Raw genomic sequence first — 23,934 nt, 5'->3', positions numbered from 1 at the left:
AATAATTCATAATGATTATTATCATAAGTTAATACTTATGATTGAATTTGAGGGGAGGCAGCGAGGCTGTGGATCAGGCTTTATTCGTCTTTGTAACTGTCGCGGACAAGGGAAGCTTCACCCGCACGGCGGAGGAGCTGCATATGACGCAACCGGCCGTCAGCCAGTATATTGCAGCGCTTGAACGCACCACAGGAACCAAGCTGTTGGAGCGAACTAACAAATATGTCCGTCTGACCAAAGCAGGCTATATCGTTTACCATCATGCCAAAGAAATTATCGGTCAGTACACGCGCATGCAAGCCTTGATCGATGACCTGATGCATATAGCAAGCGGCCCGATTTCGATCGGAGCCAGCTATACCTTCGGAGAATATGTCCTGCCTCATGCCATCGCCCGGCTTAGCGAGCGCTATCCGCTTATCCAACCGACAATTACAATCGGGAATACAAGGGAGATCGCTGAGGCCATCCTTAATCATGAAATAGATGTCGGGATTATTGAGGGCGAATATGAGGACAAAAAGCTCTTGATCGAGCCGTTCGCAGAGGATGTGATGGAGATCGTAGTTGCGAAGAATCATCGGCTGTCCAGCGAGGAGGATATTGCGGCAAGGGCATTGGAGAGTGAGACCTGGATCGTTAGAGAGACCGGCTCGGGCACAAGAGAAGCAGCGGATCGCATGTTCTCCGGGCTCCGCCTCCACCCCCGCAAGCTCATGGAATTCGGCAGCACACAAATTATTAAAGAGTCCGTTGAAGCAGGGCTTGGCATTACACTGCTCTCGCAATGGGCCATCCGCAAAGAAAGCGCGCTCGGCACGCTTAGGACAATCCGGGTAAAGGGCACACCGATCACCCGTCAGTTCTCTCTTGTTACCGGGGCCACTCCTTTCCACACCAAGGCGGCGCAGCTCTTCATCGAGCTGCTGCGGGAGACCCGCTGGACAGCAAGCACAGAATTATAGTAGCGGCGAGCACGACAAAAAAAAGGCAGCCCCATAAGCCATCTTTCGATAACCTACGGAGCTGCCCCGGAATTGTATAGTACGCTCGCATTAAACGAATATATCAATAATGTGTGAGGAGGACTTCCCCTTCTCATTGTTGTTGTGGTTAGACAAAGCCGGGTCGTTCCCGTTAGACGGTGCAGTCAGCGGTTTCTTCGCTTCTGCCGCTTTCTTCATCATCTCCATCAGCTTGGCTGTCAGCATCTGAATTTGCAGATCAATGCCTGCAACCTCCATCCTGAGCACTTCAATCTGTTTCTTCTTGATCTCTTCCGATTCCGATCCTACCGCCACTTTAGCGATTTTATTCAGAACCACTGCTTTTTGCTTTTGAAGCTGGCGGATTTTGGCCTCGATTTGACTAATGCTGCCCTCTCCACCAGAGTAAGCTTCAGCAGAACCAGCAGATGCGCCGACCGAATAATCAGATGATGAGGCTGACGAGATATTCATGAAAGACCCTCCCTGATCCGATAAGGAATGTTAGATTATTCCACTTGCAATCTATCATACCTTGATTCCAGCCGAATCACAACCCCGCGAGCACCTGATACCAGATACCCTTAGGCGAATAGAGCGTCTCCCGCACCTTATCCCAGCCGCCAAGATAGTGAATATCGAAGAGCTCCTCAGGCTGCGCATAGCGGCTGCCTACTTCCTCGCTTACCTTCTCATCCACAGGCCGGAAGCCCAGCTCGGCAAACACCTTCTGTGATGCGCTGCTGTGCAGAAAATCGATGAATGCCTCGGCTACCTCGCGCGTGCCGTGCTTATCCACGTTGACGTCAACAACCGCCGCCGGATTCTCAATCAGAATCGTCGAGCTTGGTACGATGATCTCATAAGGAACGCCCTGCTTAATACGTGCCAGCAGTTCATTCTCATAGGTAACGATGACATCGCCAACGCCATATTCAAATGCTGCCATAGAAGCACGGCCGCTCTTATCAAGCGATTCAACATTCTCGTGAATCTTCTTCAGGAAATCTTTGGCGTAAGCCGGATCCTTCTTGCCCGTCTCTGCTTCTGACCGTTTCAGCCCCGCTCCATAGATCGCATTGATATCCCATTGCGCTCCTCCGGATGTCTTCGGGTTCGGATACAGCACCTTCACCTTCTCGCGGGTGAGATCCTCCCAGTCCCGAATGTCCTTGGGATTGCCTTCGCGGGTGCCCATAACAACGATCGAACGGGTAATAATCCCATCGCTCTTCTGTGCCTTCCAATCATGGGAGATAAAGCCGGCCTTCTCAATCTTATCGAGATCGCCCTCCATCGCCAGAATCGCGACATCGGCTTCAAAGCCTCCGGCAATTGCTCTGGCTTGTGTTCCCGAAGCCTCATAAGATTCCTGGAATACAACTGTCTGCCCGGTCTTCTCCTTCCAATCCGCCTGGAATTGCGGGAGCAGCTCGCCAAAGGCGTCCTTAACAACGGAGTAAGCGCCGATAACCAAGGTTACATTGTCCCCAGATGTCCCGGAGGGCTTGCTGACGCTATTATTGGCAGGTGGTGCATCACCGTTGCTCCCGCAAGCCGCTGCAAGCAATAGAAGCAGCGACATGAGCACAGCAGCGGCGACTCGCCCGCTTTGTGTTAAATATCGTTTCATCGAGTTTTCACAACGCTTTCTCATAGGCAAATTAAATATGGATAGGCATCGGATCTTCTTTTAGCCTGTTCTCCATAATCCACGTATCGCTATCGTTGAACAGATAAGCACGATGAATGAGCACCGTTATTTCGTCGCCAGGCTGAAGGACATCCTTCTCCAGGGACCGGTAAGTGATCAATTTAATGTCGCCTACCTGAACCTCAACCATCCATTCACTGCCTCTAAAATGAAGATGCTTCACAACGCCCTGGAACGTCGCCGAAGGGAGACGGAACTCGCTTAGCTTGCCGATCTCAATGTACTCCGGACGAATGAGCGCCTGTGTTCCTGGCCATTTGGCCGCTTCCTCAAAGCCCTTCAACCGCTCGATATTCTCGACGATGGTAGACTCGCCTATGAAGCTTGCAACAAACTGCGTTTGCGGATTTTTGTATATTTCCCAAGGCGAACCCTTCTGCTCCAGGCGCCCCTTGTTAATAATCATAATCTCGTCGGCTACCTCGATCGCTTCTTCCTGGTCATGCGTCACGAAGATCGAAGTAATCCCGACGCGCTCGATCATCTCTTTCAGCCATGTCCGGAGCTCTGTTCGAATCTTCGCATCAATGGCCGCGAACGGCTCGTCAAGCAGCAGCAGCTGCGGCTCCGGTGCGAGCGCACGCGCAAAGGCGACACGCTGCCGCTGACCGCCGGACAATTGATGCGGATAGCGATGCTCGAAGCCCTTGAGACCCGTCAGCTCTACCAGCGTCATGACACGCTCGCGGATAACCTCCTTGGACTGTCCCTTTACTTTCAGACCGAAGGAGACGTTGTCATAGACCGTCATATGCTTGAACAAAGCGTAGTTCTGAAATACGAAGCCGATTCCTCTCTCCTGCGGCGGCAGATCATTCACCCGCTTGCCGTGAAAGATAATATCGCCGGAGCTGGGAGATTCGAGACCTGCCAGCATACGCAGAATGGACGTCTTGCCGCCGCCGCTCGGCCCTAGCAGGCCGATCAGATGCCCTTTCTCAATCTCGAAGCTAACATTATTAACGGCTTGAAAATCACCGAACTGTTTATTTAATCCGCGCACCTCGATATGCATCGTCTAATGCACTTCCTTTCTCTTTTTCGCCCATTCCATCAGAAGCAGCAGACCGACCGAGAAGGCCGCAAGCACAAGCGCAATACTGTTCGCCGCTACAACGTTGAAATTCTCAACATCCTGATAGACAAGCGTCGTCGCTGTCTGTGTCTTATTCATTATATTGCCCGAAACAACCAGTACCGCTCCGAACTCGCCAAGCGAGCGGGCTACGGTAAGGACAACCCCGTATATTACGCCCCAACGGATCGACGGCCACGTAACATGCCAGAACGTATACCAGGAGTATGCGCCCAAGGTAGAAGCCGCTTCTTCCTGCTGAGAGCCAATCTCCTGCAGCACGGGCATCACCTCACGCACCATAAGCGGGAATGTGACGAACAAGGTTGCCAGAATCATGCCCGGCAGCGCATAAACGACCTTAAACCCGATATCCTCGAAGAATGCCCCCATAATGGAGCTTGGACCCAGTAGAAGAACGATCATAAGTCCGCCGATAACCGGAGATACCGCGAACGGCAAATCCACAATACTGTTCATGAACTGCTTCATCCGATGGCTGATCCAGCTTGCCCGGACAAGATAGAGTGCCAGCATAACGCCAAACACCGTATTGATTGCCGTAACAACAACAACGATAATGCCTGTCATCATCAATGCATGAATCGATTGCTTGCGAGATAACGCATCTGCGAACCCGCTCCAGCCATCAGCCCAGGCGCCGGTAAATATTTTGATAACCGGAATGATTAGCAGGATGATAAAAACAAGATATGTGAGTGAAATCCACAGCTTCTTCATTTGCCCATCCTCCTCGACTGAATGAGGTTAACGGCCCATAGGATGAAGAAGGACAAGGTCAGCAGCAGCACCGATACTGCAGCAGCACCTTGCGGATTATCACTTTCAATTTCGCCGAAAATATAGACTGAAGCAATCAGCGTCTTCCCTGGTATGTTGCCTGCTACGAGTACAACCGCTCCGAATTCGGCAAGTGCCCGCGAGAACGCAAGCATCGCTCCGCTCAAGATTCCTGGCAGTATAGTCGGGAATATCACTTGAAAAAAGGTTCGTGTAGTCGAGGCGCCAAGCGTATAAGCGGCCTCCTCCTCGGATTTGTCCAGCTCCTCCAGCAGCGGCTGGATAGCGCGAATGACGAATGGAAAAGTGACGAACACCATCGCAACAACAATCGCCGGTTCATGAAACACGATCTCAATTCCGAAATTGTCGGCAATACCGCCGACGAGGCTGCCCGGTCCAAGCAGCAGCAATATCATTAATCCGCCGACCGCAGTCGGCAGAGCGAATGGCAGGTCTACGAGACTGTTCAGAATGCGCCGACCGGGGAACCGGTAGCGGACAAGCACCCAGCCTATCATTGTGCCCAGAAGCACGTTAATAACAGTCGCTATGACCGACAGCTTGGTCGTAAGCAGCACGGACTTCCACGCGAGCGGATCGGTCACACTGTCCCAGAATGGCTGCCAGCCCAATGAGAACGATTGGGTATAGATCCCGATAATAGGCAATACAATAAGTACGATGAAATAGAGCATGATCGTGGTGCGGAATCCGAAACTCCACCACCTGCTGCGCAACATTAAATTCAAAACCCCGTTACCCCCCAACGCTTTCCTCATGGAATCGCGCTAATTCCTATTAATTTACTCGGTATTGATAATGTAGCAGATAATAGGTTGTCTAGTCAATCCTTACTATAAGAAAAAATGATGCCCTCTATTCGAATCGCTGAATCCCAGCTCCTTCTGAACGCTTGGCGCCGGGCAATCAGCCGCCAGAGCACTCTCATTCCATGCGGTCCCAAATAAAGCTCCCCGGCAGTTGCGCCGGAGAGCTCTAATTCGCGGGCGGGGTTATACCCCTTCGATATGATACTTTGTATCCCCTGGTGTAATGAAGGCTTGACCTTGGGTTACATCCGTCATCCAGGCGGAGAATCGCTCTGCATCAGGCGCTTCGGGCAAGCACGTAATAACGACCCTGTCGGTGAAATCAACGCCTCCAATCTTCACGCCTCGCGCATGAAGCTCGTTCTCAAGCTTCCCGTACCACGTGTAATCGACATCGACAATGATCTCCCGGTGAAGCACGTATGTGACTGGCTCCGCCGCTTCAATCGCAGCGACGGCTCCATCTGTATACGCCCGAATAAGTCCGCCTGCACCGAGCATAATGCCTCCGAAATAACGGGTGACGACGATGGCTACATTTTTGAGCCCCTGATTCTTAATGACCTCGAGAATCGGCTTGCCTGCAGTACCGCTTGGTTCACCGTCATCCGACTGCTTCTGGCATTCGTCACGCTCGCCTACTACATAAGCCGAGCAGTTATGCGTCGCGTTCCAATGCAGCTTCTTGATCTCCTCAATAAAAGCGACCGCTTCCGCCTCGGATTCCACAGGCTTGCCGTACCCGATAAACCGTGATTTCTTAATAATAATTTCTTTATCACCCTGCTGCCGCACGGTTCGAAACTTATTCAGCATGATGCACGCTCCCTAGAGGCGATTTCATGCCACCTTAGAGGCGGGCTTCCAGCTCTGCCTTCTCTTTCTCGTAACCTGGTTTGCCAAGCAAGGCAAACATATTCGTCTTGTAAGCTTCTACGCCTGGCTGGTCGAAAGGATTGACACCGAGCAGATAGCCGCTGATGCCGCATGCCTTCTCGAAGAAATAAACCAGGTAGCCGAATGTGTAAGGCGTCATGTCCGCGATGTTCACGATGAAATTCGGAACTTGACCATCCGTATGTGCCAGCAGCGTTCCTTCGAATGCCTTCTTGTTGACGAAATCCATCGTTTTGCCTGTCAGGAAGTTCAAGCCGTCCAGATCACCCTCGTTGTGGCCAATCGTAATTTGCTCCGCCACATTGTTCACTTGAATGACTGTCTCAAAAATATTGCGATTGCCCTCTTGAATGAACTGACCCATGGAGTGCAGGTCTGTAGAGAAGTCTACTGCCGCCGGGAAAATCCCTTTGAAATCCTTGCCTTCGCTCTCCCCGTACAGCTGCTTCCACCACTCCGAAACAAAGTGAAGCGACGGCTCGTAGTTAACGAGAATTTCTGTTGTCTTGCCTTTGCGGTACAGAGCATTACGGGCAGCCGCATACTGGTAGCTCTCGTTCTCTGCAAGGTTAGGGTTGCTGTATTCCTTCGATGCATCGGCCGCGCCCTTCATCATAGCCTCGATGTCAATTCCGGCAGCAGCAATCGGCAGCAAGCCTACAGCTGTTAGCACGGAATAACGCCCGCCTACATCATCAGGAATAATAAAGGACTCGTAGCCCTCTTCTGTTGCGAGCTTCTTAAGTGCGCCTTTGGCACGGTCCGTCGTCGCATAGATACGCTTGCGGGCTTCAGCTTGTCCATACTTCGCTTCCAGAGCTTCACGGAATACACGGAATGCGATAGCAGGCTCTGTCGTCGTGCCGGATTTGGAGATGACATTGATCGACCAGTCGCGGCCTTCCAGCACCTGCAGAAGATGAGTTACATAAGTGGAGCTGATATTGTTGCCAGCGAACAGCACCTGTGGTGTCTTGCGCTGTTCCCTGGATTGAATGTTATAGAAGGAATGCGACAGCATTTCGATCGCTGCGCGTGCGCCGAGATAGGAGCCGCCGATGCCGATAACGACCAGCACTTCGGAATCCGATTGAATTTTGGCTGCAGCCTTCTGAATGCGCGAGAATTCTTCCTTGTCATAGTTGGTCGGAAGATCGATCCAGCCGAGATAATCAGAACCTGCGCCTGTTCCATTGTGGAGCTGCTCATGTGCGAGCCGAACCTGGTCTGTCAAATAATCAATCTCGTGCTGCCCTACGAATGTCAATGCTTTACTGTAGTCGAACGATACGGCTTTACTCATAATTTACGTGAAACCTCCCAGAAAATTTTTAGCGCTGCTTGTGTGTCAGAATTGTCGCAACAGGCTGGGCGAAGCAGAGCCCCGATTGCATCTTGCATATATGTATGCCTTGCATTGCTCAGAGCCTTTCTCACTGAAGCTGTAGCGGCTGATGCAAGTTTCGCACTGTCCTTTTTTGACCTAGCACTAGGATAATGGATTTCCACCACAAAAACAAGGGAATGCCGGAATAGTCAGAATGAATTCCAGTCTGCCAGGTTCGTTGTGTTATGATAGAGAAAGTGAAATACAACACGGATACAGGGAGATGTGAGTGATGAACAGAATCGGATTTATCGGTCTTGGCGTCATGGGGGCGCCGATGGCTGCGAATTTGCTCCGCAAAGGCTATCAAGTCACGATCTACAACCGAACAGCAGGCAAAGCGGATGCGCTGATTGAACTAGGGGCAGAGATCGCCTCGACTCCGGCTGCCCTTGCACGCGCGTCCGAGCTCGTCATGACGATGATCAGCAACGATGATGCGATACGTGAAGTGTACTATGGCGAGAACGGACTGCTCAGCGAAGTGATGCCCGGCACTGTCGTGATTGACAGCAGCACCATCTCCCCTTCACTTGCCCGGGCCATTGGCGAAGACATCGGGGCCAGACTCGCACATTTTCTCGATGCGCCGGTTACCGGCAGCAAGCCTGCTGCAGAGGGCGGAACGCTCGTCTTCATGGTGGGCGGAGACGCTGCCGTTATGGAGCGCGTACAGGATGTGCTGCTCGCTATGGGCCGGAAGGTGATCCACATGGGGCCTAGCGGCAGCGGCGCAACGGCGAAGCTTGCCCATAATACCGTTGTCGGTATTAATGCCGCAGCACTAATGGAAGGAATGGCAATCGCCGCAAGCGGCGGCATCGATGCTGCCTCCTTCCTTGAGCTGGTTGGATCGGGCGGAGCGGCAAGCAGGTTCACAGAGATGAAAGCTCCCAAGCTGCTGGAACGTGATTTCAGCGTCCAATTCTCCCTGTCGCTTATGCTGAAGGACTTGCGATTGTCTTCCGTTCTTTCGGACAACCTCAAGACGCCTACCCCCGTTCTCGAATCGGTCAAGAGCGTATTCCAGGCCGGAGAATCAATGGGCGTCGGCGAGCTTGATCTATCCGCGCTCGCATACTGCTACGAGCAGTGGATCGGCAAGCCTATTACTTCTCATTCTCATGCAAAGCCCGGAGCAGCTCTAGACGGCTCTGACAATCTGCAGGATGGGGATCGCAGCGACCGCAGAAGAAGGCAGCGGCTCCAGCTCAACATCCCGCTTCAATTATCTGTGCATCAGTGGGAGCAGGAGGGCTCCTTCTCCGGCCAATTGATTGACGGCGTATTGTGCGACTTGTCGGACAACGGGCTCCAAATATCTTCTCCATCGCCGCTGGAACGCGATATGTTTATTCATATTCATTTTCCCAAGGATTCCGGCTTGCCGCCTGTAATGGGCCGCATCATTCGTATCGAAACCATCGAAGGCACCTTCCGCTACGGCTGCCTGCTGGCTGGTCTGGCTCCTTATCAGCGCCTGCTGCTGGAGGATTACATTAATAGACATAGCGGCAGCGAGGATTAATCGCCTCGGCAAACTGTCAGGGAAGCGAATAAGGAGCTGTCCAGAACCAGAGGACGATCCATCATTCATACGCCTAGACAATGAGTGAGATGCGAGAGGCGAGAGGCTAGCAAAGCTAGGCGAAACATGCGAAACGGCATTTGTTTGCTCGTTTCCGGCCCCATGAAGGTGAAATGCCTGCCAGCGTGCAGGTATTTCACCTTCGTTTCCCCTTATCAGCCGATTTTTGCTCAAATGCATGCTTGATCGCAGGAATTTAGCCATTATGGCGTCTTGCAACCGAAATTCATGCACATTCGCAGGCTTCTTGCTCCGTCACGCTGCCTTCAAAACAGTTGGAGAAGGAGTAGTCCATAAAGTTGTTGGATGATTTCAGACAGAGTCCCCCTGTCCCCCTATACAATAAAAAAGATGCTTCCATTCCCACTTTTCAGTGGGTTGGAGGCATCTTTTCACATCATTGGGGATTGACTCATTGCATATTGGACTTTTCGGTCAGCCTTATTTGTATCCCCTGCGGCAATTGCAGCGCGCCACGGAGCACATGGGCTGTGTAATCTTTACTCAGCAATATAGGAGCAGCAGTAGTCCGTTACTGTTGCCACTTGAAGCTTGAACTTCGCATTAGCAGGAACGATAAATTCCCCTTGACCGGAGATCGTAATCCACTCGGAATCGCCTGGAAGAAGCACTTTCAACTCTCCCGCGAGAATTTCCATAACTTCCTTTACATCGGTACCGAATTCATATTCGCCTGGCATCATAATACCGAGCGTTTTTTTCGTACCATCGCTGAATACGACTGTGCGGCTCGTTACTTTGCCGTCGAAGTAGACATTAGCTTGCTTAACCACTGTTACATTCTCAAATTGGGACATTGTTATTATAGCTCCTCGTTCGTGTAATGATGCGGGGCCGGCTGCAAGTATGCGGCCAGCCCCGCGTATTCATGTAGCGGTATTCTACAGCAGCGCCTTCACTTTGCTTACAACGTTCTCCACCGTGAAGCCATACTCTTCAATAACTTTATTACCAGGCGCCGATGCGCCGAATGTGTTGATGCCAAGAACAGCTCCCTTGTCGCCTACATAGCGCTCCCAACCGAATGGCGATGCCATCTCGATTGCAAGGCGTGCTTTGACTTCAGGCAGCAGAACGGAATCCTTGTAGGATTGCGGCTGCTGTTCGAACAGATCCCAGCTTGGCATACTGATGACACGCACTTCAATTCCTTCAGCTGCGAGTGCTTGCTGGGCCGCAACAGCCAATTGCACTTCAGAACCGGTCGCAATAATTTGCGCTTGCGGCTTGCCGTTTGCAGCATCAGAAACGACATATGCGCCCTTCGTAATGCCTTCACGCGCATTGACATTCGTATCTTTCAGAATCGGCAGATTCTGACGAGTCAGGACAAGCGCTACCGGCTTGCTGCCATCTTCCAGAGCATACGCCCATGCCGCAGACGTTTCATTCGCATCTGCAGGACGGATAACAGTCAGATCCGGTATGATGCGAAGCGAAGCAAGCTGCTCGATCGGCTCATGTGTTGGACCATCTTCACCAACCGCGATGCTGTCATGCGTCAATACGTATACGACAGGCAGCTTCATCAGCGCGGACAAACGAACTGCAGGACGCAGGTAGTCGGTGAATACGAAGAACGTTGCTCCGTACACTTTCAGACCGCCATGCAGGCCAATTCCGTTCATTGCCGCTGCCATTGCAAATTCACGTACGCCGAAGTAGATGTTGCGGCCATCGTAGTTGCCTGCTTTGTAGACCGGCAAGCCTTTAAGATGTGTCATTGTCGAGCTCTCAAGGTCAGCAGAGCCGCCTACGAGATTCGGTACATTCTTCGCCAGTCCATTCAGCGCGTTGCCGGAAGCGACACGCGTTGATACAGCTTTGTCTTCATTGCTGTAGAACGGCAAATCTTTATCCCAGCCCTGCGGCAGCTTGCCGCTGATTGCGGTCTCGAACTGAGCTGCAAGCTCAGGATGAGCAGCTTTGTAGGACGCGAACAGCTTGTCCCAAGCTGCGTTGGCTTTCTCGCCGTTTGCTTTCACTTCTGCAAAGTGGGAGCGAACCTCTGCCGGTACATGGAATGCCTCTTCCTCGCTCCATGCATAGAACTGCTTCGTCAGCTTCGTCTCTTCAGCGCCGAGCGGCGATCCGTGAGGACCTGCATGTCCGCCTTTTCCGCCTTTGTTCGGGCTGCCGTATCCGATTACCGTCTTCACTTCGATCAGTGTCGGTTTGCCTGCCTCTGCTTGTGCAGCTGCAACAGCTGCCGCAAGAGCGTTCAGATCATTGCCGTCCTCAACACGGATTACTTGCCATCCGTATGCTTCAAAGCGGCCTTGAACATTCTCAGAGAACGACAGGTTGAGCTCGCCGTCAAGCGATATATCATTGGAATCGTACAATACGACCAATTTGCCAAGCTTCAGATGAGCTGCGAGAGAAGCCGCTTCACTTGCTACGCCTTCCATCAGATCGCCGTCGCCGCAAATCGCATACGTAAAGTGATCGACAACATTGAAGCCTTCTTTATTATAAGTCGCGCCAAGCTGAGTTTCCGCAAGCGCCATACCTACTGCCATCGCTACACCTTGACCAAGCGGGCCAGTCGTAGCATCAACGCCAGCTGTATGTCCGAATTCCGGGTGGCCTGGAGTTTTGGAGCCCCATTGACGGAAGTTTTTGATCTCTTCCAGCGGCAGATCGTAGCCCGACAAGTGAAGCAGGCTATAGAGCAGCATGGAGCCGTGGCCAGCCGACAGTACGAAACGGTCGCGGTTAATCCAGCTCGGATTCGATGGATTATGGTTCATATTTTTAGCGAATAATTGGTAACCCATCGGTGCAGCACCCATAGGCATACCCGGATGACCGGAATTTGCCTTTTCGATCGCATCAATTGCGAGCGTGCGGATCGTGTCAATGGAAAGCTGGTCGATAGACTTCTGTGTAACTGTCATTGCTTAATTCCTCCCAGAACGTTTTGCGGAGCGAGTCACCTCACCGTTATGCGTAAGGTTTGCTGCCGTTCAAATCCATCTTGTTATTTTTATTGCGCGTTTTTCACGCACTAGCTGTGAAACATTGTACCATTAGACGTCAGCCTTTTCCATCCCAAAAAAGCTGTGCAAGAAAAAAGCTAAGCCGCCTCTCAGCGACCCAGCTCGTCCGTGCCTTAGCCGATCCATCTGCAGCTCTAGTTGAATACGACCGTCTTATTCTTATGAACCAGCACACGGTCCTCTATATGCCATTTTACCGCGCGCGCTAATACGACACGCTCAATCGTCCGGCCAATCCGCTTCAGATCCTCTACATTATCACGGTGGCTCACGCGCTGGACGTCCTGCTCAATAATGGGGCCGCCGTCGAGCTCCTCCGTCACATAATGCGCGGTTGCCCCGATGATTTTCACACCGCGCTCATAAGCCTGCGAGTAGGGCTTGCCGCCAACGAAGGCCGGCAGGAAGGAATGATGAATGTTAATAATCCGATTCGGAAACTGCTCGATAAATTTGGGAGATATAATCTGCATATATCGCGCCAGCACAATGAGATCCGCTTTGTCGGCGACTGCTTCCAGCTGCTGCTTCTCCGCTTCCGCCTTGGTATCAGCCGTCACCGGAATATGATGGTATGGAATACCGAACGACTCCACAAGCCCCCTCATATCAGGGTGATTGCTGATGACCATCGCAATATCAGCATCCAGATCGCCGGCCTGCCACTGCCAGAGCAGCTCCAGCAGACAATGATCCTCCTTGGATACAAAGACAGCGAGACGCTTCTTGCGGCTGTCGCGGAACGTATGCCATTTCATATCGAAGCGGTCAGCTACACGGGAAAAATCCTCCTGCAGAACCGGCAGCTCCTTGTCCAGATCATTGAGATCAAATTCAAAGCGGATAAAGAACATCCCGCCTCCAGGGTCCATCGAATATTGATCCGATTGAACAATGTTCGCTCCGTGCTCATATAAAAAATGTGAAACAGCTGCTACAATTCCCGGACGATCCGGGCAAGAAATCAGCATTCTCGCACGGTTCCGCTTGTCCGGCCGCTGTGCGTGCTGCTGATGTTGATACGTATTAGTCATTAGGCTACTGTCTTCCTTCCCTATACAATTCTTATGCTGCCCGCCCTACGCATTAACCAGCAGCGATTTGCCTGCAAACCAGGCCGTTATCCGTTGGTTGACCGCTTCTTCCGACAATTCAGGCAGGACGCGATGCTCGATTACAAGATCGTACAAACGGTCCATTGGCTCGCGCGGATCGGCTTTTTTCGCCTTAGCATCATTTTTGAGCACATCCCAAACAGCCAGCACATAAGCGCGATGGTCAATTTCCTGTTTATTGAAGAAATGATGCAGCCGCTCCACATGGTCGAAGAACTCTCCGCCGAACCTGGTCATCGCATCGCCGCGAAGCAGCGCAATTTCCGCCTCATACATCGGACGCTCCTTCTTGTCCACTTGTCCGATCCATGGCGTCTCCAGAATAAACGGACGGCCCTTCAAGCCCTCATGATGGACAATATTGCGAATCGCTTCATGTCCCAGCCAGCCAGCGCCAATAGGCGCATGGCGGTCTTTGCCCGCTCCGCGCGGATTTTTGCTGTCGTTCACATGTACGACGGCTACGCGATCAAGTCCAACGATCCGGTCGAACTCGGCCAGCACGCCATCGAGATCATGCACGAGATCATAACCGGCATCGTGCATATGGCAGGTGTCCATACATACGGTCAGCCGGTTGTTGTCACGCACCTTGTCGATAATTTGCGCGATTTCCTCGAAGCTGCGTCCGATCTCCGTCCCTTTGCCAGCCATCGTCTCCAATGCAATGTTGACATTCGTTTCTTTGGTGCCTTCCAGCACCTCATTCAGTCCTTCAGCAATACGGGCGATACCCAACTCGGCATCCTTATCCGTATACGCGCCGGGATGCAGAACGATATTGCGAACGCCGATCCGGTCCGTCCGGCGAATCTCTTCCTGCAGAAAACGAACTGCAAGCTCAAACGTATCCTCTTTATAAGAGCCGAGGTTAATGATATATGGCGCATGCACGACGATTTCGTCGATACCTGCTTCCTTCATAGCTGCCTTGCCTTCTTCAATGTATAAATCTTCAATCGGCTTGCGCCGGGTGTTCTGCGGAGCGCCGGTATAAATCATGAATGAGCTGGAGCCGTAAGATACAGCCTCCTTAGCAGCAGTTAGCAAACCTTTGTCGGAAAAAGAAACATGAGATCCGATCTTCAACATATGATCCTTTTCGCTCCCCTCGCAAATTGCCTTTCGCCCTCGCACGGAGGGCCTTCTTGCACTAGCATGTCCTCCCTATTTTACAGGGTATGCCGAAATAAATCTAGGTTCAACAGCTCCCGCTTGCCTTCCTCTTGTTGCGAGCCCTCGGGTTCGTAGCTTATAATGAAATCAAATTTTTGATGGCGGTTTGGTGAATATTTTCAAGTGACCTTACACAGGGGCAGGAATAAGGTATAATCCGTATTAAGAGGTGAACCATCGCAATGGACAATATACCGGATTGGTTTATGTATTTTATCATGTTCTGGGCATTCGTAATGCTTGGATTTATGGCGATAGGCGGATACTTCATGTTCCGCAAATTTCTTAAAGTGCTCCCCATGCGTGACGGCAAATCAAAGCTTGACTGGCAGAATTATTGGGTGGAACGAAGCCGTGGCATGTGGCCGGAGGACTCCAAAGATTTTCTTGATCAGCTCGTCGCTCCAGTACCAGGAGCATTTCGTGATATAGCCAGACATTCCATAGCTGCCAAGATCGCGCAGGTAGCTGTCGAGAGTGGCTCCAGTGAGGTGCTGCGGAATCATTGCATCGAAGGTTATATTCGCGCTACCCCCAAGCGGGATTATCGCAGTCTGGTATCCTTTCTTGACAAACAAGGGATCGACTATACCCCTTACAAGCATTTGCTTAATAAATAATGAGCCGCCTCCATGGGCGGCTCTTCTTATCTCTCACGCTGACGCTTGCTGCGATTGCCCTGTAACATCGCAGGGTAAGCATACGTTAAAGAGTGCAGGAGGGGAATACATATGGGCAATCAGAGAGCAAAAGCAACAAGTATGATCGACAACGCTAAGTGTAGCTGTGGTCGACCGACCGCCGTCATGCAGCGAAACACCGCGCGCGGGGAGCTGCGCGCGGTGCGCAGGCTATGGATCGCTATCTGTTTGTTCCTTCTCATTCTGGCAATAGCCGGGTGCAGCAAGCCTTCTGAACCAGTTCAGTTGAAGGGCCAGGGGATTTATCAGGGCATGGCGGATACCCATTCCGTTGAAATCACAACTGAGGAAGGACCCACTGTTTTTCAAGTGGATGAGGACGTTGCGAAACAGCTGGAAGCGATCCCGGAAGGGAAAGACGGAGTAGCTGTAGCTTATGAATTTAGAGAGCAGGAAATAGATGCCGATGGGAAGATCATCAAGCAATTATGGCTGACCAGAATCAAAGCCTTAGACCATTAATTGCTTCGCAGGGGGAGTAAGAAATGAAAATTGCAGTTACTGGCGGGACAGGATTAGTTGGCAATGCCCTTGTAAAGGCGCTTCTGGAACGCGGGGATGAGGTGTGGAACATCTCCCGCTCTTCTTCATCTGCGATCAATGAGAATCCGAGGCTGCACCGCCTGACTTGGAGTGAGCTCGATGCTTCTCCAAGGATACTGGAAGGTATCGATGCTATCGTCAATCTAGCAGGCGAGTCTGTTAACCAGCGCTGGAATGAAGCCGCCAAGGGACGAATACTCCAATCAAGGCTCCAGGCGGCAGGCAGAATCGAGAAGGCGGTTGCCGCACTGATCCGCAAGCCCGAAGTCATCGTGAACGCATCCGGCATTTCTATCTATGGGGCATCGGAGAATACCGTTTTCGAGGAAGACAGCCCTGCGACCATCAACGATTTCCTCTCTTCTGTTGTTGAACAGTGGGAAGCGGCGGCAGACCGCATTGCAGTTGAACGAATTGTGAAGCTGCGGGTTAGCCTCGTGCTTGCGAATGAAGGAGGCGCGTTTCCGAAGATGGCGATGCCATACCGGTTATTCGCGGGCGGCAAGGTCGGCAGCGGAGATCAGTGGATCTCTTGGATTCATATTGATGATATAACCGGGCTCATCATATTCTGCATCGATAATCCACAGCTATCAGGTCCGGTTAATGCATCGTCACCTCATCCTGTCACAAATGATGCCTTTGGCAAAGCATTGGCAGCAGCTATGGGCAGGCCGCACTGGTTCCCTGTTCCGGCATTTCTGATGAAAGCCATATTTGGAGAGATGTCTACTCTGCTGCTGGATGGTCAACGTGTCATCCCACGCCAAGCCATGAAGAAGGGTTTCCATTTTCGTTATCCGACCATCAGAGAAGCGATGGAGCAGCTCCTTAAGCGACACATGTAGCTTGCTTACAGAAGGGGTTCGCTGTTATCGTCCTATCCGGCCCGAAATTCATATTGGGGCCCCTTGTCACCTGCCAGTTGCATAACATCTCCATTGGTTAAGCTGTAGGATTTATATGGAATCATCGTCTCGCCATTTAGCGTGCTGCCGTTTCTGGAGCCCATATCCTTAACTATCCATGATCCATTATCATCAGACAGCTCCAGATGCGCCCTCGACACACCCGGGGAGCGATCTACATAAGTCGCTCCCTCTTCAGCACGCCCGATAATATTGCGCTTCAGGAGTGCCACCCGCTCAATCGTACCGCCAACATTTCGAGCTAGCCAAGGAATCACATTACCATATCCTTGCATGTCCTTTGATTCACTTCCGAGCAGAGCGGTAGCATCACTCCCCCCATTGCGAAAGGGTACATTTTGAGAGGGGCTCATTGAAACGGGCGACTCACTAACAACCTCCTCTGTCCTGCCAAGATGCTTGTTGCTCCCATATCCTGCTCCCTCTTCTCTCCAACTATCCTCGTACTGGCTGAAATTTGCATCAAATGAAGGCGCATCCTCAACCCCCTGATCACCTGTCATTCTCCGCCAATAGAACAGAAGTCCGGCTGCAGCCATTAACGTAAGTCCAGCGCTAACATACAAGCCCGGCTGCGTCGGCGAATCCATGTACAAAAATTTCCAAATTAGCCCAACAGCAATAACCACTATCGCGCAAACTGCCTTTTTGGATCGAGAGAGAACAACACTCGATGGCCCGCTGAGAGTCTGCAACTCCGGCAGAGCATCATCCTCAGATTCAGAATTCTGAACCTTCATCAAGCGGTCATTGCTGGTGTCGGACTCCCAATCCAGACCGGTGTGACAACCATCCTCCACTCTAAGCCTGGCAACTGTTTGATCATTATCGCTGCACTGCGAAATACTTGGCACCCGATCACGCTTCTGCGAAAACGGTGTTTGCTGGTGAATACCCGGTTCTTGAGACAGAAATGAAGCATCGGCAGAGCCCAGTAAAGTTAGCAATGATTGTCTAAGCCCTCCCCACGATACACGATCCTCTCTCAAATGCTGGAATACGCTCTGCAAGCCCATTCCATCCGGCCGCGCTACATAACTGATCCAGCGCACTGCCATTGCCATAACTGCTTCACTCGGTGCAGGCACCGCTCCGCCCCCCTTCAGAGGAATATACACCAGACCGATGTCATCCCACTGCTCCCCTACAAACATGTACTGCTCATGCAGCATGAATCCCTCCTCACGCAGCAAATACTGCTCGCAATCATCTATGACTTCAATTACAGCAAGAAGAAGCGCATAGAAATCAATCATCGTTAGCTGAACCATTTGCAGTCGGTGCGACAGCATCCTCTTGCCGGAGAGCGAGTATCGGAACGTTACGGCTCCATCAATGCCGACCCACTCCATATCAAGCACTCTAGGAATGTGCTGGCTTTGCAGCATTGCGATCTCAACCTCTTCCAGCTCTTCACGCAATATGCCCGATGGTCGATCTACAACCATCTCATGCCCGCGCTTCATCGAAAAATCGATTCGAAATCCTGCTGAAATCATCAGCATCTCTCCTTTCGTTACGTGCCCGTCAGCAACCATGCAGTAACGGCCCCAGGAGCCACTGCAATCATGAATGGGAAACGCAATCCATTCTTCCCCAAGGATTGTATAATGGCACTCTTGTTCAAATAGCCTGGATTGACGAGCATAACTACCCCCGTTATAATCCGCCTGCCGAACGGCCGATAGAAGAATAACAACATCATTCCGACCGCGCCACCATACAAAATAGCATAGATAAGCACCTGCAGGACGGCAGTCGTGCCGATCCACACGCCAAGTGCAGCGAACAGCTTCACATCACCAGCGCCAATTCCTTTAAAGGCATACAGAACTAACAACGGTGCGAACCCTGATAAGGCGCCCAGCAATGAAACCCATCCGCCCTCCCAGCCACCTGCCGCTACCTGATAACAGCAGCCAGCAACAAAGAAAGATACTGTCAGCCAATTCGGAATTCGCATCGACTTTATGTCACTGATGAGAGCGATTACTAACATAACAGCGGAAACTCCTTGAGGTATCGTCAATGCCATACATCTTTACTCCCTTCAACGATTACAAGCAAGCTCAGCCGCTTTTTTTCGCTTATCTAATTTGTAATTCCTGAACTTTCGACTACAAAATGCCGTGCAACCTTCGTTCCGTCTTCCGCTGTTACAATAAGTTCCCATACACCGGGTGTCGTGTTTCCGGAAACCAGCCATGACCACTCCACGATCCCTTCACCATCCGTAGTTGCTTCGCCAAGATTCTTCGCTCGACTCTGACCGCTTTTATATTGAACCGTAAGATTAAGCTTCTGGCCTGGCTCACTCTGGACGGTTACGGCTGCTCTCCTTCCTGGCCGCAATGGATCCGGTTCGATGGAAACAATCTGTATGGATGTCCTCTCATCGGCTCCAGCGTCTCCGATACCGCCTCTTGGAGCCGGAGTTGCATCACTTACCCATACCCGCTCTACTGCTTGCTCTCTCAGTTTGACTGAATGTTTGGTAAAAGGAAGTGCGAGCCTGAACGTGTATTCAGCTTCAATGCGAATATATGGCTCCGCCCCTCCTTTTAAGTCTGGCAGTGAAAGCACGCTTAGCTTCAACTGCGTAACATCCAACACCTTGTCATCTCCTTGATGCTGAAGCAGAGGCTCGACAATGGAACGGCCGATTGCCGTAGCAGCGACGTCTTCAAGCGGCTTCCAATCACCTTTTATTGCAGCTGACATAAGAGGTCCAGCCGGTGGGGGCAGCCAGTCTGCCAGCTCTGCCGCGATTGATCTAATTTCCTGCGGGACTTCCACGGTCGGCAGCCCGCCAATATGCGAGGGCATATAACCAGCTGCTTGCTGAACGGCAAGCTCAATAGGCCTAATATTAGCTGCAGCTTGTTTAGCCGTCTGCGACACAGCGCCATGAAGCGCCATTTGCGCTGCGCATAACTGGATTAAGCAGATAAAAAATAGGATGACCATCAGTACAATCGGCATAATAAGCGAAGCTTCCAAAGCGATGCTCCCCGCATCAGATCGTTCCTTAACCGTACGACCATCCCATTGTCTTCGTCGTCTCATAACGGCTGCCCTTGACCCTTCCATTCAATAGGCCGGAATTCGTGAGGCTCTTCATTAGTCCCGGCAAAAACCAGAGATTCACTGATGCTGTCAGCTCACCCGTAAGTCCGGTTGAGGTATGTGTCAATGCCATTCCCGTATTCTGTTCTATAACAGCCATCATACGCGAGATTCGCTTCTCGCTGCTCCCGTGCAGCAGCAGAAAAATGCGCAAATAATCGAGGTAGGTCAGATCAATAGCTGCATATCGGGAGAGCGGTATGCTGCCTTTCTGGGTTAATGCGACCATATCTGCAATCGACTGCTCCAGACCATAGAGAATGGCTCCTGCCAGCACAAGCAACGGATGCCCCATAGTACGGCATTCAATCAAACCCTCCATCGTCCGTATTGCGAGTCTGAATGCGAATAACTCGCCGTAAGCAGCACCAACATTAGCGGCGGGTGTATGGAATCCATACAAAATATACTCCACCTCCTGATTGTTCAAGCTCAATGCATTAGCGAACTCCCCGCCATCCTCATTGCGCATTATTGCTCCGAATTTCTGCGGTTGGAATGAAGCGTAGCGATGAACAATATATTCATTCAAATAAAGCGCATCACGAGTTCCCTCCAATAAATCAGCCATGCCTGCAAATATGGATTCCATTGCCGTCATGGAGCTGACAGCCTCATCATGAGGATCATCCTCCATCTGACTTGATGCAGCCTCAGCTTCTTCAATGAGCCCATTGAATTGCAGGATAGACTGCAGCCGCCCCTTCACTTGATCAAACATCTTCTGATGCTCTTCCATTTGCGGAACGGAGGTAATGGCATGCAGCCATTTGCGAACCTCGCTTAATTTGGATTTGGCTGCCGTTTCCTGTTTCTTGCGTTCCTGGTCAGAGGCTTGCCGATGCTGCATCTCCCCCATTCGGGCATCGATAACAGAACCCTGCTGAATGAACTTATCCGCATACTGCATGAATGCAATTCGCATTTGTGCCGCTCCTTCGCTCAGCAAGAGAAGTGAGCCGTGATCGGATAAAGCAATCGTTACACTTGATTGAAATTGCGCCGCCTCAGAATCAAAGGACGCAAAAATAACGGTCTGCGAGGACAGCTCCTCCTTATAGTTGAGAAACCAGTCTGGTGCTAGCAGAAGCTGTTCCGCCGATTGCCCCGCCTCACGAAACTTCGAAACATCTGTGGACGGAATAGTTGAGGTTGTCCCTGCTCCCGCTTGACGTCGATTGACACGATCGAATCCGTTATCGGGATTCTCCTGCCTCATACTGTCAATGATCGCTTTCATCTCGGCATTATATCGCTCGGCTTCTGCCAGTTCCTTCAACGCTTGCATCTCCAGCTCTTGGTGACGCCGCAGTGCAGCCATGCTCTTGCTGCGCAGATTACCCGATAGCGATCTTGCTGTATCCTCATAAGAAGCAATATCCTCTCTATATTGCGGCTTCTCGTCTTTCTCCAGCCCAGCATCCTGTTCGCACCAGCTCACATAAGCCGCATAACCCGCCGCAACACTCGCTGCGGTACTTCCACTGACCGCGTCATGCAGTTGAACGGGAATTTGCGAAGCAATGCCATCGACTGCCCTCTCTGTCGATTGCCTTTGAAGGTCAAGTACTGTCTGTAGATGTCTTTCACGCTTATCGTATAAATTCCTCACCTTTGCAAGCATCTTCACAGACGCCGCCGCTTCCTTCATTGCAATAGATACCGGTGCAAGCCTGGAGGACAATTCCATCGCAAAATCAATTGGAGCCTTGTACTTCATCTCTTCCAGCACTTGCCGTATAAATACTGGCTGCGCACCCAGCACCTCATAGCTGTTCACATGGGAGGAGCCGTACTTTATCCGGAGCAGCGGGAAGGAAGGATCATTCTCCGGTCGCCAATTGTTCTTCACTATATGGGCGAACAGTTCACTGCGATTCGTACCGCCTGTACCGAATAGACCATATCGCTCAAGCAGCATCCCGTCATAAGCGGAGAGCGCTGAGCGTATTCCCGATTGGGCGGCTAATTCAATCTGCTTGTTGAATGCCGCTATTCTGGCATAATCGACAAGCAGCGTCGTGAATAACAGAATTGCCGAGGTAGCTATAATGAGAAAGACTGAGACTGCTCCACTATGATCCACTATCAAATATCGCAAACCTCTCTTACGCGGCCTACTATGATCCTTTTTCAATTTGTAAGCTACCTCCTTCCCTCTAGAACTCATTCTTTTATTTCGGAGATTATTGATTGCTTCGTTCCATTAACAGTTGCGCAGCCTGTGCGCGTTTAGGCGATGCCCCTGCTCCTTGGCCAAATTTCGCTGTATAATAGCGCACTAGCTCAACATTGCGTATAAACTCGACAGGATCAACAACAGCCGCAGAGCTTACGGTTGAAGGCTGGGCGTGTCCGAGTATGAATTCCAGCAGGGGAACAGACATTGGCTTCTGCAGCCGCGCTTGAATTCTCTTTTCAGTCCATCCATACTTATATTTCATTTGGCCCTCGATAGATTCCGGCATTCGACCAGCAACCTTGCCCAGCTTCATGCCTGGCAATGACTCTCCATACGGCTCATCATCATGATCAGCATTTCCGTTGCCTGTTCCGCCCACTGAAATGACCGTCCCACCGCCCTCGTTGCCATTGCCACTGCCAATTCCAAATAACGATTGCAGTGCCCCGTCGCTTGCCATCCGCCAGTAAAGACCATCATATTGTCCGGTCAAGCCCATACCACTTGTCATATCGCGCTTGCTGTTGTCCCATCGAAAAGCAGCCCTCTCCGCCGATATGGAAGCCATATAATAGAGGACAACATTCTGATATACATACATGCTGAACAGCAGCATGATGATCAGGGAGAGAAATACTGTCGGCAGTACCATGGAGGACTCTATAGAGAGACTGCCTTCTTCATCCTTCAGCTTGAAGCGTAATTTAGTCAAAGATGGTATTGGCTTCATCATCGGCCTTGCCCATCAGCTTTTCGATTAGTGCAATGATCCAATCCTTGAACAATAATGCCAAAATAATAATGACTGCGATGATAAGGACAATCTCCAATGTCCCTAGTCCACTCTCGGAACGCCAAAATGCTCGTGCCCGATTCCTCCAATTGTTGATCTTCATCTGCATTATCTTTTTCATTCCAATCTCTCCTTTGATATATAGGTCTGCTGGCAGGCAGCATAGTTGGCAACACAATTATGCGCCCAGCAATAGAACAGCCGGTGAAGCCACAAGCACCATCAGTATGAGGAACACGCCAACCAGCGGGAATACAAGCCTGGACGATGCCTCCTCGCCTCTGGAGCGGGCAACCGCCTTTCTCTTCTCCCATAAGGTGTAAGAAAGCTCTTTAAGCGATAGAGTGAGCTTATCTCCACCCCTGCGGTAATTCAGCAGCAGTGTTGTCGTGAAGAGAGACACCTCTTGCACAGCGCATCTCCTGCTGAACGCCTCCAGCGCAGCACTGAAGGATTCTCCATTGCGAATCGCTTCATTCGCTTTGCGCAGCTCGTCTAGCAACGGGTTCGACTCCGTGTCATATCGCCGGCCCGAGCATCGCATTAATGCTCGCTGGACAGTCTCGCCTGCTCCTAGAAGCAGCATCAGCTTGTTAAGCACTTCTGGAAGAGACATCAGAATATTCTGCCGTCGCTCTTCTACCTTTCTCCCTGTATCACGCCACTTTGCCGCAGGTACTATCAATCCGACCAGCGCGGCTAACCATAATAAATCGTCCTCTCCGCTCAGAACACTGAGCCATGCGCCTCCAGTAATAGCGGCATAGCCGCAAGCAGCAGTGAAAGCAATCGTTCCCTTGGTCGATTCAATCGTCCAGCTTGCTCCGTTCAGAACAAGAAGCTTGCCGTGCATACTTGAGACGAACGGCTGCAGCCGATCCAGCAGGCCGCTTCTTTCCACAAGCAAACGAAAAGGCTCTTCCATAAACAGCCGCTTCATTGATTCTCCCGAAGCAGCACTTCTGGATGGACTGCCGCGCGCCTCAGCCCGGCCATTCATCAGAACCAATGCGATCCATACTGCCGTTAAGATCGCCCCGATAATAACAGCCATTCCCGGTT

23 protein-coding genes are annotated in these 23,934 nt (G+C 51.3%); 5 read left to right on the top strand and 18 right to left on the bottom strand.

Annotated features, from left to right (window positions below; translation table 11 throughout):
- The first annotated feature begins 68 nt into the window (after positions 1-68).
- A complete protein-coding gene (locus K0T92_RS17775; protein ID WP_219873816.1) occupies positions 69-968 on the top strand; it encodes a LysR family transcriptional regulator in 900 nt (299 codons plus the stop codon).
- Between the two features lie 90 nt (positions 969-1,058).
- On the opposite strand, the gene K0T92_RS17770 is transcribed toward K0T92_RS17775, so the two are convergent.
- The 7 genes from K0T92_RS17770 to K0T92_RS17740 form a co-directional block, all read right to left on the bottom strand.
- Entirely contained in the window at positions 1,059-1,463 is a 405-nt protein-coding gene (locus tag K0T92_RS17770) for a hypothetical protein (protein ID WP_219873815.1), read from the bottom strand.
- Between the two features lie 76 nt (positions 1,464-1,539).
- Positions 1,540-2,622 (bottom strand): sulfate ABC transporter substrate-binding protein, encoded by a 1,083-nt coding sequence (locus K0T92_RS17765; RefSeq protein WP_219873814.1) that lies wholly within the window; start codon positions 2,620-2,622, stop codon positions 1,540-1,542.
- A gap of 31 nt (positions 2,623-2,653) precedes the next feature.
- Positions 2,654-3,718 carry a sulfate/molybdate ABC transporter ATP-binding protein gene (locus tag K0T92_RS17760; protein ID WP_219873813.1) on the bottom strand — a complete coding sequence of 355 codons (1,065 nt, stop codon included), beginning with the start codon at positions 3,716-3,718 and terminating at the stop codon, positions 2,654-2,656.
- Positions 3,719-3,721: 3 nt separating this feature from the next.
- Positions 3,722-4,519: a sulfate ABC transporter permease subunit gene (locus K0T92_RS17755; protein WP_219873812.1), complete on the bottom strand. Its 798-nt coding sequence runs from the start codon at positions 4,517-4,519 to the stop codon at positions 3,722-3,724.
- The gene (gene cysT / locus K0T92_RS17750) at positions 4,516-5,322 is read right to left on the bottom strand and encodes a sulfate ABC transporter permease subunit CysT (RefSeq protein ID WP_425517664.1); all 807 of its coding nucleotides are present in this window, start codon (positions 5,320-5,322) and stop codon (positions 4,516-4,518) included. Before cysT ends, K0T92_RS17755 begins: the two co-directional genes overlap by 4 nt.
- A 273-nt stretch (positions 5,323-5,595) precedes the next feature.
- The gene (locus tag K0T92_RS17745) at positions 5,596-6,228 is read right to left on the bottom strand and encodes a YigZ family protein (RefSeq protein WP_219873810.1); all 633 of its coding nucleotides are present in this window, start codon (positions 6,226-6,228) and stop codon (positions 5,596-5,598) included.
- 34 nt (positions 6,229-6,262) lie between these two features.
- On the bottom strand, positions 6,263-7,612 hold the full coding sequence (locus K0T92_RS17740; RefSeq protein ID WP_219873809.1) for a glucose-6-phosphate isomerase: 1,350 nt from the start codon (positions 7,610-7,612) through the stop codon (positions 6,263-6,265).
- Between the two features lie 316 nt (positions 7,613-7,928).
- Here K0T92_RS17740 and K0T92_RS17735 point away from each other — a divergent pair, with 316 nt between their 5' ends.
- The gene (locus K0T92_RS17735; protein ID WP_219873808.1) at positions 7,929-9,224 is read left to right on the top strand and encodes an NAD(P)-binding domain-containing protein; all 1,296 of its coding nucleotides are present in this window, start codon (positions 7,929-7,931) and stop codon (positions 9,222-9,224) included.
- 560 nt (positions 9,225-9,784) lie between these two features.
- Here K0T92_RS17735 and ppnP read toward each other — a convergent pair.
- The 4 genes from ppnP to K0T92_RS17715 all read right to left on the bottom strand — a co-directional run bounded on the left by ppnP (position 9,785) and on the right by K0T92_RS17715 (position 14,514).
- The gene (gene ppnP, locus K0T92_RS17730; protein ID WP_219873807.1) at positions 9,785-10,102 is read right to left on the bottom strand and encodes a pyrimidine/purine nucleoside phosphorylase; all 318 of its coding nucleotides are present in this window, start codon (positions 10,100-10,102) and stop codon (positions 9,785-9,787) included.
- An 84-nt stretch (positions 10,103-10,186) separates the two neighbouring features.
- Positions 10,187-12,205 (bottom strand): transketolase, encoded by a 2,019-nt coding sequence (tkt, locus tag K0T92_RS17725; RefSeq protein ID WP_219873806.1) that lies wholly within the window; start codon positions 12,203-12,205, stop codon positions 10,187-10,189.
- Positions 12,206-12,441: 236 nt separating this feature from the next.
- On the bottom strand, positions 12,442-13,341 hold the full coding sequence (gene purU, locus K0T92_RS17720) for a formyltetrahydrofolate deformylase (protein ID WP_219873805.1): 900 nt from the start codon (positions 13,339-13,341) through the stop codon (positions 12,442-12,444).
- A gap of 45 nt (positions 13,342-13,386) precedes the next feature.
- On the bottom strand, positions 13,387-14,514 hold the full coding sequence (locus tag K0T92_RS17715) for a deoxyribonuclease IV (RefSeq protein ID WP_219873804.1): 1,128 nt from the start codon (positions 14,512-14,514) through the stop codon (positions 13,387-13,389).
- 266 nt (positions 14,515-14,780) lie between these two features.
- Here K0T92_RS17715 and K0T92_RS17710 point away from each other — a divergent pair, with 266 nt between their 5' ends.
- The 3 genes from K0T92_RS17710 to K0T92_RS17700 all read left to right on the top strand — a co-directional run bounded on the left by K0T92_RS17710 (position 14,781) and on the right by K0T92_RS17700 (position 16,690).
- Positions 14,781-15,218 carry a DUF2621 family protein gene (locus K0T92_RS17710; RefSeq protein WP_219873803.1) on the top strand — a complete coding sequence of 146 codons (438 nt, stop codon included), beginning with the start codon at positions 14,781-14,783 and terminating at the stop codon, positions 15,216-15,218.
- Positions 15,219-15,329: 111 nt separating this feature from the next.
- On the top strand, positions 15,330-15,761 hold the full coding sequence (locus tag K0T92_RS17705; protein ID WP_219873802.1) for a hypothetical protein: 432 nt from the start codon (positions 15,330-15,332) through the stop codon (positions 15,759-15,761).
- A 23-nt stretch (positions 15,762-15,784) separates the two neighbouring features.
- The gene (locus K0T92_RS17700) at positions 15,785-16,690 is read left to right on the top strand and encodes a TIGR01777 family oxidoreductase (RefSeq protein ID WP_219873801.1); all 906 of its coding nucleotides are present in this window, start codon (positions 15,785-15,787) and stop codon (positions 16,688-16,690) included.
- Between the two features lie 32 nt (positions 16,691-16,722).
- Here K0T92_RS17700 and K0T92_RS17695 read toward each other — a convergent pair whose 3' ends face one another.
- From K0T92_RS17695 to K0T92_RS17665, 7 genes are all read right to left on the bottom strand, one after another.
- Positions 16,723-18,270, bottom strand: coding sequence for a DUF6382 domain-containing protein (locus tag K0T92_RS17695; protein WP_219873800.1), 1,548 nt, complete (start codon positions 18,268-18,270; stop codon positions 16,723-16,725).
- Between the two features lie 17 nt (positions 18,271-18,287).
- Complete coding sequence (locus K0T92_RS17690) at positions 18,288-18,770, bottom strand: A24 family peptidase (RefSeq protein ID WP_219873799.1); 483 nt, start codon at positions 18,768-18,770, stop codon at positions 18,288-18,290.
- A 92-nt stretch (positions 18,771-18,862) separates the two neighbouring features.
- The gene (locus K0T92_RS17685; protein ID WP_219873798.1) at positions 18,863-19,837 is read right to left on the bottom strand and encodes a TadE/TadG family type IV pilus assembly protein; all 975 of its coding nucleotides are present in this window, start codon (positions 19,835-19,837) and stop codon (positions 18,863-18,865) included.
- Positions 19,800-21,989: a hypothetical protein gene (locus K0T92_RS17680; RefSeq protein WP_219873797.1), complete on the bottom strand. Its 2,190-nt coding sequence runs from the start codon at positions 21,987-21,989 to the stop codon at positions 19,800-19,802. The genes K0T92_RS17685 and K0T92_RS17680 overlap by 38 nt, the downstream gene beginning before the upstream one ends.
- A 94-nt stretch (positions 21,990-22,083) precedes the next feature.
- On the bottom strand, positions 22,084-22,791 hold the full coding sequence (locus K0T92_RS17675; RefSeq protein ID WP_219873796.1) for a pilus assembly protein: 708 nt from the start codon (positions 22,789-22,791) through the stop codon (positions 22,084-22,086).
- A complete protein-coding gene (locus tag K0T92_RS17670; protein ID WP_246628245.1) occupies positions 22,784-22,993 on the bottom strand; it encodes a Flp1 family type IVb pilin in 210 nt (69 codons plus the stop codon). The genes K0T92_RS17675 and K0T92_RS17670 overlap by 8 nt, the downstream gene beginning before the upstream one ends.
- A gap of 57 nt (positions 22,994-23,050) precedes the next feature.
- Positions 23,051-23,926, bottom strand: a complete 876-nt coding sequence (locus K0T92_RS17665) for a type II secretion system F family protein (RefSeq protein WP_219873795.1) — start codon at positions 23,924-23,926, stop codon at positions 23,051-23,053.
- Positions 23,927-23,934 lie beyond the last annotated feature (8 nt).

The organism is Paenibacillus oenotherae (genome assembly GCF_019443105.1).
GTDB classification, from domain to species: domain Bacteria; phylum Bacillota; class Bacilli; order Paenibacillales; family Paenibacillaceae; genus Paenibacillus_Z; species Paenibacillus_Z oenotherae.
This window is presented reverse-complemented; position numbering and strand designations above follow the sequence as displayed.

Coding starts and splice junctions, on each gene's coding strand:
- K0T92_RS17770 (WP_219873815.1), bottom strand. CDS start 1,463: ATGAATATCTCGTCAGCCTCATCATCTGATTATTCGGTCGGCGCATCT.
- K0T92_RS17765 (WP_219873814.1), bottom strand. CDS start 2,622: ATGAAACGATATTTAACACAAAGCGGGCGAGTCGCCGCTGCTGTGCTC.
- K0T92_RS17760 (WP_219873813.1), bottom strand. CDS start 3,718: ATGCATATCGAGGTGCGCGGATTAAATAAACAGTTCGGTGATTTTCAA.
- K0T92_RS17685 (WP_219873798.1), bottom strand. CDS start 19,837: ATGAGACGACGAAGACAATGGGATGGTCGTACGGTTAAGGAACGATCT.
- K0T92_RS17665 (WP_219873795.1), bottom strand. CDS start 23,926: ATGGCTGTTATTATCGGGGCGATCTTAACGGCAGTATGGATCGCATTG.
- K0T92_RS17740 (WP_219873809.1), bottom strand. CDS start 7,612: ATGAGTAAAGCCGTATCGTTCGACTACAGTAAAGCATTGACATTCGTA.
- K0T92_RS17670 (WP_246628245.1), bottom strand. CDS start 22,993: ATGAAAAAGATAATGCAGATGAAGATCAACAATTGGAGGAATCGGGCA.
- purU (WP_219873805.1), bottom strand. CDS start 13,341: ATGACTAATACGTATCAACATCAGCAGCACGCACAGCGGCCGGACAAG.
- K0T92_RS17755 (WP_219873812.1), bottom strand. CDS start 4,519: ATGAAGAAGCTGTGGATTTCACTCACATATCTTGTTTTTATCATCCTG.
- K0T92_RS17735 (WP_219873808.1), top strand. CDS start 7,929: ATGAACAGAATCGGATTTATCGGTCTTGGCGTCATGGGGGCGCCGATG.
- K0T92_RS17745 (WP_219873810.1), bottom strand. CDS start 6,228: ATGCTGAATAAGTTTCGAACCGTGCGGCAGCAGGGTGATAAAGAAATT.
- K0T92_RS17700 (WP_219873801.1), top strand. CDS start 15,785: ATGAAAATTGCAGTTACTGGCGGGACAGGATTAGTTGGCAATGCCCTT.
- K0T92_RS17705 (WP_219873802.1), top strand. CDS start 15,330: ATGGGCAATCAGAGAGCAAAAGCAACAAGTATGATCGACAACGCTAAG.
- K0T92_RS17690 (WP_219873799.1), bottom strand. CDS start 18,770: ATGTTAGTAATCGCTCTCATCAGTGACATAAAGTCGATGCGAATTCCG.
- tkt (WP_219873806.1), bottom strand. CDS start 12,205: ATGACAGTTACACAGAAGTCTATCGACCAGCTTTCCATTGACACGATC.
- K0T92_RS17695 (WP_219873800.1), bottom strand. CDS start 18,270: ATGATTTCAGCAGGATTTCGAATCGATTTTTCGATGAAGCGCGGGCAT.
- cysT (WP_425517664.1), bottom strand. CDS start 5,322: ATGTTGCGCAGCAGGTGGTGGAGTTTCGGATTCCGCACCACGATCATG.
- K0T92_RS17710 (WP_219873803.1), top strand. CDS start 14,781: ATGGACAATATACCGGATTGGTTTATGTATTTTATCATGTTCTGGGCA.
- K0T92_RS17715 (WP_219873804.1), bottom strand. CDS start 14,514: ATGTTGAAGATCGGATCTCATGTTTCTTTTTCCGACAAAGGTTTGCTA.
- ppnP (WP_219873807.1), bottom strand. CDS start 10,102: ATGTCCCAATTTGAGAATGTAACAGTGGTTAAGCAAGCTAATGTCTAC.